Consider the following 13,986-nt stretch of genomic DNA (forward strand, 5'->3'; position numbering starts at 1 on the left):
ACGACGTGCCCACCCTCGTCCACGAGTACGACTGGCCGGACCGCGTCGTCATCGGGACGGTCGGCCGCCCGGGCGAGCGCACGTTCTACCTCCAGGCCCGCACCGGCGCGCGGAGCACCTCGGTCGCGCTCGAGAAGGAGCAGTCCGCCGTCCTCGCCGAGACGATCGACGAGGTCCTGAGCCGGCTCGCCTCGGACAAGGACCATCCGGTCGCCGTGCCGGCCGAGGCCCCGGCGGAGCTGATCGACAACGAGCCGCTGGACCAGCCGGTCGAGGAGCAGTTCCGCGCCGGGATGCTGCGCCTCGGCTGGGAGCCGAGGACCGCCCAGGTCGTCATCGAGGCGTACCCGGTCGAGCCCGACGACGATGACGACGACGAGACGGACGTGGACGCGGACGGCGAGCCGACCGAGCCCAGCGAGATGCTGCTCATCCGGATCCCCGTCGGCACGGCCCGGGCCTTCGTGGAGCGGACCCGCCAGGTGGTGCGCGCCGGGCGGCCGATCTGCCCGCTGTGCGGGCAGCCGATCGACCCCGACGGCCACGTCTGCGACCTGACCGACCCCGAGTGAGCGCGGGCGCCGACCTGCACGGCGGCGACCTCGAGCTGATCGGCCGGATCACCGCCGCGTCCAACGCGACGTTCCTGGCCCGGGTCGACGGCGTCGACGTCGTCTACAAGCCCGTCGCGGGGGAGCGGCCCCTGTGGGACTTCCCCGACGGCACCCTCGCGAACCGCGAGGTGGCCGCCCACGCGGTCTCTCAGGCGCTTGGGTGGGACGTCGTGCCGCAGACGCTGCTGCGCGACGGTCCGCTGGGCCCGGGCATGGTGCAGCGCTGGCAGGAGCCGGACCCCGAGCAGGACCCGGTCGACGTCGTGCCCGCGTCGCGGGTCCCGACGACCGGCTGGCGCACGGTCCTCGAGGCGGCCGACGAGCGCGGGCGGCCCGTGGCGCTCGTGCACGAGGACTCGGCGGCCCTGCGCCGGATGGCCGTGTTCGACGCCCTCGTCAACAACGCCGACCGCAAGGGCGGGCACGTCCTGCCCATGCCCGGCGGTCACCGCTACGGCGTGGATCACGGCGTCACGTTCCACACCGACCCCAAGCTGCGCACGGTGCTGTGGGGCTGGCTGGGCGAGGAGCTGCACGCCGACGAGGCCGACGGCGTGCGCCGGCTGCTCGCGGACCTCGGCGGCGGGCTGGGGGAGACGCTGTCCGGCCTGCTCGACGACGAGGAGGTCGCGGCCCTTGCCGCGCGCTGCGAGCGGCTGCTCACGGAGGGCCGCTTCCCGGCGCCCGAGGGCGACATGCCCGCGGTGCCCTGGCCGCTGTTCTGAGGGCGTGCGCGGGCGTGCACTGCACGCGCCGCGTTCACGCCGCCGGCGGGTGGCGTAACGCTTGATCGCACGTGTCGTGCAGTGCACGACCCCGGGGGGCGGATCGTGGTCACCCCGGCAGGGCGGACCTAGCGTGCGTCACGCAGTCCCCCGCTGACCCGGATCGACCCGACGGCGCGGCTGGACCGTGCCCGTCGTCGTGCACCCGATCCGTGGAGGCCCCCTGTGAGGAAGTACCCCGCCGTTGCCCTGCTGGTCAGCGCCCTGGCCCTGGCGGCCTGCGCGCCGGCCCAGTCCGGCGGCAGCGCCCCGACCGGTTCGTGCGGTCGATCCTCTTCCCGCTCGTCGCCCCGGGCCTCGCGGCGGTGAGCATCTTCGCGTTCATCTCGACCTGGAACGACTTCCTGTTCGCCAAGACGTTCATCATCTCGGCGCAGGAGAACCAGACGCTGCCGCTGGCCATCCTCAACTCCTTCCGCCCGGACCAGAACGACTGGGGCGCGATCATGGCAGGCTCCGTGATCATGACGATCCCGGTCATGGTGTTCTTCGTGCTCGTGCAGCGGCACCTGGTCTCCGGCCTCGCCGGCGCGGTGAAGGGGTGAGCGTGCCGGCCGACAGCGCCCGCAACGACTCGCTCTCGCTGCGGCGCGGGCTCGCGCTGCTCGACGCCGTGCGCGAGGCCGCGGGTCCGGCCCACGGGATCTCCACGAACGAGCTGGCGGTGCGCCTCGGGGTCCACCGCTCCTCGGTGGCCCGGCTGCTCGCACCCCTGGTGGACCACCGCCTGCTGCGCCGGGACGCGAGCGGGCGCTACCACCTGGGCGACGGCGTCCTGCGACTGGGCCAGGCGTACCTCGCCGGACTCGACCTCACGTCCGTGGCGGCACCGCACCTGCGCGCGCTCGCCGCCCGCACCGAGGGCACGTGCCTGCTGGTGGAGCCGGCGGACGTGCACGTGCGCCGGCTCGACACCGTCGAGGCCGCGCCGCTGGTCCGGATGGCCTCGCGCCACGCCGACCGGCTGCCCATGCACTGCACGGCGTCGGGCAAGGCGGTGCTCTCCGTCGCGCCGGCGGCATGGATCGACCGGGTCATCGCGACCGGCCTGCACGCCGTGACGCCCAGGACGATCACCGACCCCGCCGAGCTGCGCGCCGAGCTGGCCCGCACGCGCAAGCGCGGCTTCGCCATCGAGGACCAGGAGCACGAGCCGGAGATCCGCAGCGTCGCCGCACCCGTCTTCAACCAGGTCGGCGACGTGGTCGCCGCCGTGTCCGTCGCCACGCTCGTGGCCCGCATGCCTCCCGAGACCCTGCGCGCCACCGCGCTCGCCGTCATCGACACCGCCCGCGCGCTCTCCGCCGAGATGGGCGCCGCGCGCGGCCCCGCGACCCCCCGAAAGGCCTGACCCGTGCCTCCTGCGACCACCGCCCCCGACGACAGGGCGCCCGCCGCCGACGTCGCCCCCGCGGTCCCGGCGCTGGTGCCGGCGCCGGTCGAGGTCGCGACGACCGGCGAGCACCTGGTCCTCGGCCCCGAGGTCCGGGTCGTGCTGGCCCCGGAGCTGGCCGGTGCCCGGCCCGTGCTCGTCGACGTGCTCGGCCGCCGCCTGGGCCGCCTCGTGACGGTGGTGCCCGACGGCGCCGTCGACCGGGCCGACGGCACCGCTGCCACCTCGCTCGTGCTGCGCCACGACCCGACGCTGGAGCCGGAGCACCACCGACTCGAGATCACGGCCGACGGCGTCGTCGTCGAGGCCGGCGACGCCGACGGCGCGCGCCACGCCGTCCGCACGCTCCAGCAGCTCCTCGGGCCGGCCGCGTTCCGCGCCGTGCCGCTCGACGACGCCCCGCTCGTGCTGCCCGGCCTGCGCCTGGTGGACGGCCCGCGCTTCGGGTACCGCGGGGTGCTGCTCGACGTCGCCCGGCACTTCATGCCCAAGGACGCCGTGATGCGGTTCATCGAGCTCGCGTCCAGCCACAAGCTCAACGTCCTGCACCTGCACCTCACCGACGACCAGGGGTGGCGGGTCGAGATCCGCGCGTTCCCCCGGCTGACCGAGGTCGGGTCGTGGCGCCACGAGTCCCAGGTCGGCTCCTCGCGGTCGACGCTGTACGACGGCGTGCCGCACGGCGGCTACTACACGCAGGACGACCTGCGAGAGATCGTCGCCTTCGCCGCCACGCGCGGCATGCAGGTCATCCCCGAGATCGACGTGCCCGGGCACTCGCAGGCCGCGATGGCCGCCTACCCGGAGCTGTCGGCCGCGGGCCTGCAGCTCGACGTGTGGACCCGCTGGGGCCTGAACCCCAACACCCTGAACACGTCCGAGGCCGTGCTCGACTTCTACCGCGCCGTCCTGGACGAGGTGCTCGAGATCTTCGACTCGCCGCTCGTCTCGCTCGGCGGCGACGAGGTCCCCGCGGACCAGTGGGCCGCCAACCCGCAGATCGTGGCGCAGGCCGCCGAGCTCGGGCTCGACAGCGTCGAGGAGCTGCTGCCGTGGTTCGTCGGCCGCCTCGCCGACCACCTGCGCGAGCGCGGCCGCCGCGTCACCGTGTGGGACGAGGTCGGCGGCTCGCGCGTGCCGCAGGACGTCGTGGTCAACTCCTGGCGCGGGTACCGGGGCGGGATCGACGCCCTGCGCGACGGGCACGACATCGTCATCTGCCCCGAGCACCAGGTCTACCTCGACCACCGGGCCGCGCCGGGCCTGGACGAGCCGGCGCCCGTGGGGACCGTGCACACCGTGGAGGACGTGTACCGCTTCGAGCCCGTGACCGACGAGGTGGCCGAGACGGTCGCCGAGCCGGGCACCGGCCAGGTCCTGGGCGCGCAGGCGCACGTGTGGACGGAGCAGCTCGACGGCCCGCGCCGCGTCGACTTCGCGACCTACCCCCGGCTGTGCGCGTTCGCCGAGGTCGTCTGGTCGCCGCGCGACCACCGGGACTACGAGGACTTCGACGTCCGGCTGCGCACGTCCCACCTGCCGCGCCTGGACGCCGCGGGTGTCGAGTACCGCCCCCTGGACGGGCCCCACCCGTGGCAGCGGCGGCCGGGGGTTCCCGGGCGTCCGCTGCGCTTCGACGAGCTCGGCCACCTCGTCGTGGCGGAGCACGGGGAGCGCTGAGGAGTACCGATCTGTCCGATTGCGTGCATACTGGCGTGATCGTCCTGGTCTGAGCGGGACGGTTTTCCGTGCGACCGGGGGGACGCCATGGAAGACGCTCGACGTCGTCGTCGACGGGTGCTGGCAGCGCTGGGGCCTGTGCTCCTGCTGCTCGGGCTGGTGTGGACGGGGCCGGCCCAAGGGCTCGGTCCCGGGCCCGCACCCGCGGTGGTGCCGGCGCCGACAGCCAGCACCGCGGTCATCACCGTCTCCGTCGGTGCCGACCGCCAGGGCACGACGGGCGTCTCGCCGCTCGCGGGCACGACGCTGCAGCTCTACGACGGCGGCTCGGGCGGCCCCACCACCCCGGTCGCGGAGGACTGGGCGACCTGCACCTCCGACGCCGACGGCGACTGCAGCTTCGTGGTTCCCGACACCCAGGCGGGCCTGTTCGGCTGCCGGGGCGCCGGTACGGGCGCGAACTGCGACCGCCGGTTCTGGATCGTCCAGACCGCGGCGCCGACGGGTTTCGTCGTCAACACGCAGCTGCGCACCGGGAACGGCAACGGAACCGGCTCCCAGCTGACGTCCTACCAGTTCCGGACCGGGAACCAGCTTCGCGCGGGCACCACCTACACCTCGCAGTCCGACTTCATGGTGGGTACCGGCAGCACCAACCGGACCGCGTCCGGCGGTGTGTGGCAGCAGTCGAGGCTCAATCCCGAGCCGCTGCAGCAGTGCGGGCTGAGCGTCGCTCTCATCCTCGACCTGTCAGGCTCGGTGACGCCGTCCCAGCTGACCCAGCTGAAGGGCGCGGCGGACACGTTCGTCGACTCGCTCGTCGGCACGCCGTCGGAGATGGCCCTGTTCTCCTTCTCCACGGCGACGCCCGCCGAGGGCGCGACCCAGAACTACCCCGGACTCGTGCCCATCTCGACCCAGGGCGGGGCGGACACGTTCAAGGCCCGCTACGCGTCCTGGACGGCGGGCGGCGGCACCAACTGGGACCGCGGCCTCGCGGCCGCGGCCGAGGCCGCCGCGACGTACGACATCGCGGTGGTCATCACCGACGGCGACCCCACCTTCTACTCGCAGCCCTCCGAGGGCCCGGGCAACTTCAACCGCGTCCGTGAGATCGAGAACGGCATCTTCTCGGCGAACGCGCTCAAGGCGCAGTCGACGCGCGTGCTGGCGGTCGGGGCGGGGACCGGCGTGAGCGACCCGGCGACGGCGAACAACCTGTCCGCGATCTCCGGACCCACGGCCTACGACGGCACGAACGCCGTGACGGCGGACTACTTCCAGGTCTCCGACTACACGGTCGTCGGGCAGGCCCTGCGGCAGCTGGCGCTGGGCGAGTGCGCCGGCTCGCTGTCGGTCGTCAAGCAGATCGTCGCCGCCGGCGCCGACCTCTCCACGGCCACGCCCGCCGGCGCGGGGTGGACCTTCAACGCCTCCACGGACACGGCAGGCGTGACGCTGCCGACCACCACGGCGACGACGGACGCCACCAGCGCCGTCAGCTTCCCCATCACCTACGAAGGGGGCGCCGCCTCCGGAACCATCGCGATCGACGAACCCCCGCAGGGCGCCGTGATCCGCCCGGTGGGGGGCGCCAACGCCGTCTGCACGGACCTCGGCACCGGGCAGGCCGCGCCCGTCACCAACGTCGGGACGACCGGCTTCACCGTGGACGTGCCGAGCACCGACGCGGTCAGCTGCATCGTCTACAACGAGATCGCCGCGCCCGCCTCCGTCACGGTCGACAAGGAGTGGGTCATCAACGGCGCCGCGCCGGTGCCCGAGGGCAACCAGCCCTCCGGCTTCACCTCGGAGCTGACGCTGACCGGGCCCGACGGCGCGGGCGCGACCCCGCAGGCCTGGCAGGTCACCCGCGACGGCTACGTGGCGGGCGAGGACGTGACCATCGCCGAGGAAGTGACGCTGCAGGCGCCGACCATCGACCCCGACCTGTGCGAGGTGGCCACGCCCCAGCTCGTGGAGATCGACGGGGCGGTGGTGACGCCGGTCGACGTCCCCGACGCCGGGTACGAGACGACCCTCATCCAGGGCGCGAACACCTTCACCATCCGCAACACCGTGACGTGCGAGTCCCGCCTGACGCTGGCCAAGGAGGTCCAGGGCAGCGCCGAGCCGACGCTGTGGAACCTGGCCGCCCTGCCCGGACCCGGGACGCCGGCGGGCCAGCTCCCCGGCCCGAGCGGGCAGGCGACGAGCGCCGCGGTCACCGACCAGGTCGTCACGCCACTGGTCCCGTACCAGCTCGCGGAGTCCGGGGGCACGCCGACCTACGTGCAGGTGGACCAGCGCAGCGACCTCCAGACCTACCCGCTGTCCACCGGGTCCTGGTCGTGCATCCGGGTCGACGCCGAGGGCGCGCAGGTCTCGGGCTACGCCGACGGCCTCAACGGCGGCGTCACCGTGCCCCTCGCCGCGCGCGTGAGCTGCACGGCGACCAACCAGACCGGCCAGCTCGTCCTGGCGAAGGACGTCGTCAACGACGCCGGCGGGACGGCGGTCCCGGCCGACTTCACGCTCCGCGCCGTCCCGGCGCCGACGGTCCCGGACCTCGACACGGTGGAGACGGCCGGCGCCGCGCGCGACGTCGCGCAGGTCTTCGAGGTCCGGCCCGGCCACCCGTACGCACTGAGCGAGACGACAGTGCCCGGGTACACGCAGACGAGTCTCGAGTGCGTCGTCGACGGCACACCGCAGGCGGTCACCGAGATCTCGGTGCCGCCGGGCGAGACGGTCCTGTGCGTCTTCACCAACTCCGCCGAGCCGGCGCAGCTCACGCTGCGCAAGGTCGTCGAGGCCGGGACGACGGGCGCGACCGAGACGCCCGCGAGCTGGACGCTGACGGCGACACCGCAGGAGATCGAGGGGCAGGCGGCCGTCTCCGGTGACGGCGCCAGCGGCGTCACGGACGTGGCCGTCTTCGCCGGCTCCTACGCGCTGTCCGAGTCCGAGGTGTTCGGCTACGACGCCGAGCCGTGGGCGTGCACCGACGCGGCGGGCGCGACCGTGCCCGTCGCGGACGACGTCGTCGACCTCGCCAACGGTGCCGACGTGACCTGCACGATCACCAACACCGCCAGGCCGCCGACGCTCACCCTGGCCAAGCAGGTCGTCAACGACGACGGCGGCACCGCGGACGAGCGCGACCCGGTCCTCACCGCGACCGGGCCGACCGCCGGGCTCACGGGCCGGCACGGGGACGACGCGATCACGGCGGCGCCCGTGACGGTCGGCACCTACACGCTGTCCGAGGACGGGCTGCCGGGGTACACCGCCAGCGACTGGACGTGCTCGACCCCCGAGGGGGACCGGCCGGTCACGGCCGGCGCCGTCGACATCAGGCCGGGCGACGACGCCACCTGCACGGTGCTCAACGACGACCAGCCCGGGACGCTCACGCTCGTCAAGCAGGTGGTCAACGACCACGGCGGCACCGCCCTGAACACCGACTGGACGCTGGCGGCCGAGGGCCCGACCACCGGGATCAGCGGGCCGTCGGAGAGCACCGCCGTCAGCAGCGTGCCGGTGGACGCGGGGGAGTACGTCCTGTCCGAGTCCGGCGGACCGGCGGACTACACCGCCTCGGAGTGGAGCTGCGCGGGCGGGACCCTGAGCGGCGACACCGTCACGGTGGCGAACGGCGAGGACGTGGCGTGCACCATCACCAACACGTTCGACGCGCCGCGGCTGACGCTGGTCAAGGACGTGGTCAACGACGACGGCGGGTCGGCCACCGCGGACCTGTGGACGCTCCGCGCGGCCGGACCGGAGACCATCTCGGGCGCGACGCGCGGCGCGACGGTCACCGACGTCCCCGTGGCGCCGGGCACGTACGCGCTGTCCGAGGCGGGCGGCCCCGAGGAGTACGTGCAGACCGGCTGGGAGTGCGAGGACGCGGGCGGGGACCCGGTGCCGCTCCAGGGCGACCAGGTCGAGCTGGCCGCCGGCGACGACGTGACGTGCACCGTGACGAACACCGACCCGCGGCAGGCGGGTACCTGGACCGTGACGAAGGAGAGCAGCCCGCCGTCCGGCACCCAGGTGCTTCCGGGCCAGATCATCGTCTACACGCTCCGCGTCACCCTCCTCTCCGGGAGCTTCGCCCCCGACGTCGTGATCACCGACGACCTCAGGGACGTGACCAACCGCGCCGAGCTGGATCCCACGATCCAGGCGAGCACGGGGGCCTACGGGATCCCGGCGGGCGAGGACCCGAGCCGTCCGTCGCAGCTCGTGTGGAACATCGGCGAGCTGACGGGCGACGAGGAGACCCTCACGTTCGCCGTCCGGGTGGACGACGACGTGAACGGGGAGGTGCTGCGCAACGTCGTGACGGCCGAGGGCGCCCAGCCGTGCGACCCGGCCGTCGACGGCGCGGCCGTCGTGGCGTTCGCCGCCGTGACGGCGGCGGCGGAGGACGACTGCCGGACGACGACGCACCCCACACCGACGCGTGGCGGCTCGGGGACGCCGAGCGGGCCCTGGTGGTCCGGCGGCTACCCCACGTGGCTCTCGTCCACCGGCGGGGGGAGTCCGCTGCTCCTGCTCGGCGCCCTGGCGCTCGTGGCCGGGGGCGCGGCGCTCACGGTCGGCGGCCGCCGCCGGGCGGGTGAGGCTGAGGCTCAGGCCGTGCAGCCGCCGGCGCAGGAGTGAGGGACGCGGGCGTGAGGAGGCCGCTGGTCGCGCGCCTCAGCGCGCCTCGACGCGCCGGTTGACGATCCAGGCGTGCTTGCCGACCTGGCGGACGCGCGCGAAGCCGAGGTCCTCGAACAGCTCGACCGTGCCGGTGAACAGGAACCGGCCCTGGGCCTCGCGGCCGGCGGTGACCTCGGAGATCGCCTCCACGAGCCCGCCGCCCTGACGCCCGATCTCGGCGAGCGCCCCCTCGAGCGCGGCGCGCGCCACGCCCTGCCCGCGGTGCCTGCGGTCGACGAAGAGGCAGCCGATGCACCAGCACCCGCCGAAGATCCCGTTGTTGCGCTCGACCAGCTCGGCGAACTGGTCCCAGGTGGAGGCGTCGAGCGCGCGCACGCGGTACGACGGCGTCGTCGTGCCCGCGCTCACGCGACGGCCTGCGCCAGGACGCGCGCCAGCTCGTCGGGCGCGCTGAGCATCGGCCAGTGCCCCGTGCCGAGGTCGACGTAGGAGACGTTCGTCGCTCGTGCCAGCTCCGGCACGTCGCCCGCACCGATCCAGGCCCTCGCGTCCTCGGGCGTGTACTCGGGGCACACGAGGACCACCGGGACGCCGAACCGCCGCACGTCGCTCAGGCGGACCACTCCGCGCGAGACGCCCTCCGGCACCGGGACGGCTCGCGCGTCGAACGCGCGGCGGGCGGCGTCGTCGAGGTCGGCTGAGTCCGCGCCCTCGAACGCGGGCCAGCCGGGGAACGCCATGGCGCCGTCGACGGGCGGGAAGAAGTCCGCGTAGCGCTCGCCGTCGGCGCTCGGGAAGCCGCCCACCAGGACGACGCCCGCGACGGCGTCCGGGCGGGCGTCGGCCGCGAGCCACGCCAGCGTGGCCGCGGCCGAGTGCCCGACGACCCAGGGGGCGTCCGCGGCGTCGACGGCGTCGAGGACGGCGGCCACCTGGTCCGCCAGGGTCGCCGTCGTGTCCCCGTCGCCCTGACCGGGCAGCGCCACGGGCACGGCGCGGTGGCCGTGCGCCTCGAGCGCGGGGACGACGTCGTCCCACGCGGACGGGTCGAGCCAGAGCCCGGCGATGAGCAGGACATCCATGGTCGTTCTCCCGTCGTCAGCGGTCGTCCGACCACGCTAGGGCGCAAGACGGACGATCCGCGTCCGGGAATCGACGTGCTGACTCAGCGCGGCGCGGCGTCGTAGGTGTGGCCGGCGACGCGCAGGCGCTCGACCAGCACGTCGCCGAGGCCGGCCGCGGGCGTGAGCGAGCCCGCGCGGTCCGGCAGGCGGTCGCCGTCCAGGGCCAGCGCGAGGGCCGACTGGCCGATCATGACGGCGGTCGCGGCGTAGCCCGGGTCGCCGGACCCGGCGGCGACCGCGCCGTAGTGACGGCCCGTCGTGGTCAGCGCGTGGACGGTCATGCGGAAGCGGCCGGTACGGCGCGTCTCCTCGTCGGGGCCCTCCCCGGGCCCGGGCAGGACGCGGTCGAGCAGCCCGCGCGTCGGCGGCAGCGCGATGACGCCGGCGGCGAGGCCCAGGCCCGCCGTGAGCCCGACGGCAGCCGCCGCGCCCCGTGGCCCTGGCCCGGTCCCCGCCACCTCGCCGTAGCGCAGCGTGCGGCCGTAGGCCCAGCCCTGCAGCGCGTTCGAGCGGCGCACGACGCGGGTGTTGAACGACGCCATCGGGAACGGCGCGACCCAGCCGCCGTCGACGGTGCGGCCGGGTGCGGGGGCGTCGGGCGGCTGCGGGACGTCGGGTTCGGCGGCGCGGTCCGGGCTCAGGGCGTAGGGGTCCGCCAGGAGGCGGCGCGCCGCGGGGTCCCGGACGGCCAGCTCCACGACGCCGCGCATCGTGGCGAGGGTGCCGCCGCTCACGCCGCCCCGCGCGGTGGCGACGGTGCGCACGTGGGCGAGGGTGCCGGCGTCGTCGGCGGCGACGCGGCGGTGCAGCGTGAGGAGGGCGAGGTCCGAGGGCACGGCGTCGTAGCCGCAGGCGTGGACGAGGCGCGCCCCCGACGCGCGGGCGACGTCGTCGTACCGGTCGATGACCTGGCGGACGAACGGGGTCTCGCCCGTGAGGTCGGCGTAGTGCGTGCCCGCGCGGGCGCAGGCGGCCACGACGGGCAGGCCGTAGCGCAGGTACGGGCCGACGGTGCTCACGACCACGCGCGCGGCGGCCGCCATCGCGTCGAGGGACGCGTCGTCGGTCGAGTCGGCCGTGAGCAGGGGCCAGCCGTGGGTGCGCGGCGGCAGGGCGGCGCGCACGGCCTCGAGCTTCTCGCGGGACCGGCCGGCCAGCGCGATCCGCACGTCGGCGGGGGCGTGGTGCGCGAGGTGCTCGGCCACCAGGGCGCCGACGAAGCCGGTGGCACCGAAGACGACGACGTCGTGCTCACGCGGATGGCTCATCCGGCGATGGTCCGCGGCGGGCGGACGATCGGCAACCGGCGTCGCCATCCGACCCCAACGCGGCACCTTGTGCGGCCGCGGGTACGTCACGGTTCGGTCACGTGGGACCCGGTTCCTTGACAGTGATTCTGTAAGGAAGGTGTACTAACAAACGTGGCAATGGCGCGCATGCTTCGACCGACCAGCAAGGTCCTGCCCGAGGACGGCCGCGCCCACAACCGCGCGATGCTCCTGCAGCACCTCTTCCACTCCGGCCCCTCCTCGCGGGCCGACCTGGCGCGCGCGACCGGCCTGACGCGCGTGACCGTCTCGGACCTCATGACCTCCCTCGTGGCCGAGGGCCTCGTCGCCGAGCTGGGGGCCCAGCCCGAGGGGCGCGTGGGCAAGCCGGCCACCCGCCTGCGGCTGTGCAGCGACGCCTTCCAGATCGTCGCCATCGACCTGACCGACGACGCGCGGATCCACGGCGCGGTCGTCGACCTCGCGGGGGAGCGTCGTGCGCGCCTGACGGTGCACGCCGACGGGCTCGAGGGGGACGCCGCCGTCGAGGCCGTGGTGGAGCTCGCCCGCTCGCTCGTCGAGCTGGCGGACCAGACGCTGCTCGGTGTCGGCATCGGCTCGCCCGGCGTGGTCGACTCCCGCGGCACGGTCGTCCAGGCCCCGAACCGCCAGTGGTACGACGTCCCGCTCGCGACGATCGTCTCCGACGCCCTCGGCCTGCCCGTCCACGTCGCCAACGACGCCAACGCCGCCGTCCTCGGGGAGTTCACCTACGGCGGGGCCGAGGCCGCGGGCGTCCTCGCCCTGACGGTCGGGCAGGGCGTCGGCGCGGGCATCGTGGTCGACGGCGCGCTCGTGCAGGGCCGCGAGCACGCGGCGGGCGAGCTGGGCCACGTCACGGTCGTGGACGAGCGCGACGACGTCGACCACGCCCCGCTCGGCCAGGCGGCGCCGTGCGCCTGCGGGCGCAAGGGCTGCCTGGAGACGGTGCTGTCCGTGCCCGCGCTGCGCCGTCGCGTCGCCGGTCTCGACCCGGCCGCGACCGACGCGGCCCTCACCGCCGTCGGCCGGCGCCTCGGCGTCGCCCTCGCACCGGTGGTCAGCGCGCTGAACCTCTCCGAGGTGATCCTCAGCGGCCCGCCGGAGCTCCTTGACGGTCCCCTGCGCGAGGAGGCGCTGCGGACGATCGCCGAGCGCACCATCCCGGTGATCGGCAACGGCGTGAGGCTGCGGATGACCGGCCTGGGGGAGGACGGCACGCTCCTCGGCGCGGCGGTGCTGGTCCTCTCCGGCCAGCTCGGGTTCAGCTGACGTGCCCGGTCCGCACCCCGCCGACCTGACCACGCGCGCCGCTGTGCCGGACGGCTGGTCCGTCGGCCTGGACATCGGGGGCACCAAGGTCGAGGCGGTCCTCGTCGACGCCGGCTCGACGCCGCGCGCGACGCTGCGCGTGCCGACCCGGCACGGGGTGGCGGGCGTCGTCGCGTCCGCGGTGGAGGCCACCGAGCGGCTGTGCGGCCGCGCCGGCCTGGCCCCGGGCGACCTCGCCTTCGTGGGTGCCGGGGTCCCGGGCATGGTCGACGCGGACCGCGGCGCCGTCTCGCACGCCGTCAACCTGGGCATCGACGGCGTCCCGGTCGCGCTCGGTGCGCTGCTCGGTGAGCGGCTGGGCCGCGGGCCGGTCCGGATCGAGAACGATCTCAATGTCGCAGCGCTGGGCGCCGCGCACGTGCTGGGCCTGACGGGGGACCTCGCGTTCCTGGCGCTGGGCACCGGCGTGGCCGCGGGGCTGATCCTCGACGGTGCGCTGCGGCGCGGGCACCTCGGCGTCGCGGGCGAGGTCGGTCACCTGCCGTACCGGCCCGACGGCCCGCGGTGCCTCTGCGGCCAGGACGGCTGCCTGGAGCTGTACGCCTCCGGCTCGGCGCTCGACGCGGCGTGGCCGTCGCGCTCGGGACGCCCGTCCCCGGCCGAGCTCTTCGCGGCCGCCGCGGCCGGTGACCCCGCGGCCGTGCGCCTGCGCGACGACTACGCCGACGCCGTCGCGGCCGGCGTGCGGACGCTCGTGCTCACGTGCGACGTCGAGCACGTGGTGCTCGGCGGCGGCGTCGCGGGCGTGGGCGCGCCGCTGCGCGAGGCGGTGCGCGAGGCCCTGCGCCGGCAGGCGGCGGCGTCGCCCTTCCTCGCCGGTCTGGCGCTGGACCGGCGCCTCCTGCTCGCACCCCGCGGCGCCGGCCTGGCACCCCTGGGCGCCGCGCTCGCGGCCCGTCGCGCCGTCCCCGAGCTGCTCTCCAGCACGCCGCCCTGACCGGGCGGCGGCGCATCGCCGCAGGTCAGCGGGGCAAGAGACGACAGAGGTCTCGATGTCGTAACGAAAACTCCAGCGGCCCTTTTTTGTTAGTAAGGCTTCCATACACTTTCCCTGTCGCCGACGACGGGGACCGCGGC

11 protein-coding genes are annotated in these 13,986 nt (G+C 75.1%); 8 read left to right on the plus strand and 3 right to left on the minus strand.

Translation table 11 applies throughout. From position 1 onward, the window contains the following. Positions 1-5: 5 nt before the first annotated feature. The 6 genes from H2O74_RS03545 (at position 6) to H2O74_RS03570 (ending at position 9,143) form a co-directional block, all read left to right on the plus strand. A complete protein-coding gene (locus H2O74_RS03545) occupies positions 6-572 on the plus strand; it encodes a DUF3090 domain-containing protein (RefSeq protein ID WP_182113154.1) in 567 nt (188 codons plus the stop codon). Next, positions 569-1,339 carry an SCO1664 family protein gene (locus H2O74_RS03550; protein ID WP_182113155.1) on the plus strand — a complete coding sequence of 257 codons (771 nt, stop codon included), beginning with the start codon at positions 569-571 and terminating at the stop codon, positions 1,337-1,339. The genes H2O74_RS03545 and H2O74_RS03550 overlap by 4 nt, the downstream gene beginning before the upstream one ends. A 320-nt stretch (positions 1,340-1,659) precedes the next feature. Then, positions 1,660-1,944: an ABC transporter permease subunit gene (locus H2O74_RS03555; RefSeq protein WP_255491760.1), complete on the plus strand. Its 285-nt coding sequence runs from the start codon at positions 1,660-1,662 to the stop codon at positions 1,942-1,944. Between the two features lie 2 nt (positions 1,945-1,946). Then, positions 1,947-2,750, plus strand: coding sequence for an IclR family transcriptional regulator (locus tag H2O74_RS03560; RefSeq protein ID WP_182113156.1), 804 nt, complete (start codon positions 1,947-1,949; stop codon positions 2,748-2,750). Between the two features lie 3 nt (positions 2,751-2,753). Continuing rightward, positions 2,754-4,472: a beta-N-acetylhexosaminidase gene (locus tag H2O74_RS03565; RefSeq protein WP_182113157.1), complete on the plus strand. Its 1,719-nt coding sequence runs from the start codon at positions 2,754-2,756 to the stop codon at positions 4,470-4,472. A 117-nt stretch (positions 4,473-4,589) separates the two neighbouring features. Next, positions 4,590-9,143 (plus strand): DUF11 domain-containing protein, encoded by a 4,554-nt coding sequence (locus H2O74_RS03570; protein ID WP_182113158.1) that lies wholly within the window; start codon positions 4,590-4,592, stop codon positions 9,141-9,143. Positions 9,144-9,179: 36 nt separating this feature from the next. Here H2O74_RS03570 and H2O74_RS03575 read toward each other — a convergent pair whose 3' ends face one another. The 3 genes from H2O74_RS03575 to H2O74_RS03585 form a co-directional block, all read right to left on the minus strand. Continuing rightward, positions 9,180-9,554, minus strand: coding sequence for a GNAT family N-acetyltransferase (locus H2O74_RS03575; protein ID WP_182113159.1), 375 nt, complete (start codon positions 9,552-9,554; stop codon positions 9,180-9,182). Beyond that, positions 9,551-10,228: an alpha/beta fold hydrolase gene (locus H2O74_RS03580; protein ID WP_182113160.1), complete on the minus strand. Its 678-nt coding sequence runs from the start codon at positions 10,226-10,228 to the stop codon at positions 9,551-9,553. Before H2O74_RS03580 ends, H2O74_RS03575 begins: the two co-directional genes overlap by 4 nt. An 83-nt stretch (positions 10,229-10,311) precedes the next feature. Then, complete coding sequence (locus H2O74_RS03585; protein WP_182113161.1) at positions 10,312-11,538, minus strand: trans-acting enoyl reductase family protein; 1,227 nt, start codon at positions 11,536-11,538, stop codon at positions 10,312-10,314. A gap of 168 nt (positions 11,539-11,706) precedes the next feature. Between H2O74_RS03585 and H2O74_RS03590 the strand changes: the two genes are divergently transcribed. Both H2O74_RS03590 and H2O74_RS03595 read left to right on the plus strand, forming a co-directional pair. Continuing rightward, on the plus strand, positions 11,707-12,849 hold the full coding sequence (locus H2O74_RS03590) for an ROK family transcriptional regulator (protein ID WP_255491761.1): 1,143 nt from the start codon (positions 11,707-11,709) through the stop codon (positions 12,847-12,849). A 1-nt stretch (position 12,850) separates the two neighbouring features. Beyond that, positions 12,851-13,846, plus strand: a complete 996-nt coding sequence (locus tag H2O74_RS03595) for an ROK family protein (protein WP_220458016.1) — start codon at positions 12,851-12,853, stop codon at positions 13,844-13,846. Positions 13,847-13,986 lie beyond the last annotated feature (140 nt).

It is taken from the genome of Actinotalea sp. JY-7876, assembly GCF_014042015.1.
Lineage (GTDB): Bacteria > Actinomycetota > Actinomycetes > Actinomycetales > Cellulomonadaceae > Actinotalea.

Coding starts and splice junctions, on each gene's coding strand:
- H2O74_RS03585 (WP_182113161.1), bottom strand. CDS start 11,538: ATGAGCCATCCGCGTGAGCACGACGTCGTCGTCTTCGGTGCCACCGGC.
- H2O74_RS03590 (WP_255491761.1), top strand. CDS start 11,707: ATGCTTCGACCGACCAGCAAGGTCCTGCCCGAGGACGGCCGCGCCCAC.
- H2O74_RS03580 (WP_182113160.1), bottom strand. CDS start 10,228: ATGGATGTCCTGCTCATCGCCGGGCTCTGGCTCGACCCGTCCGCGTGG.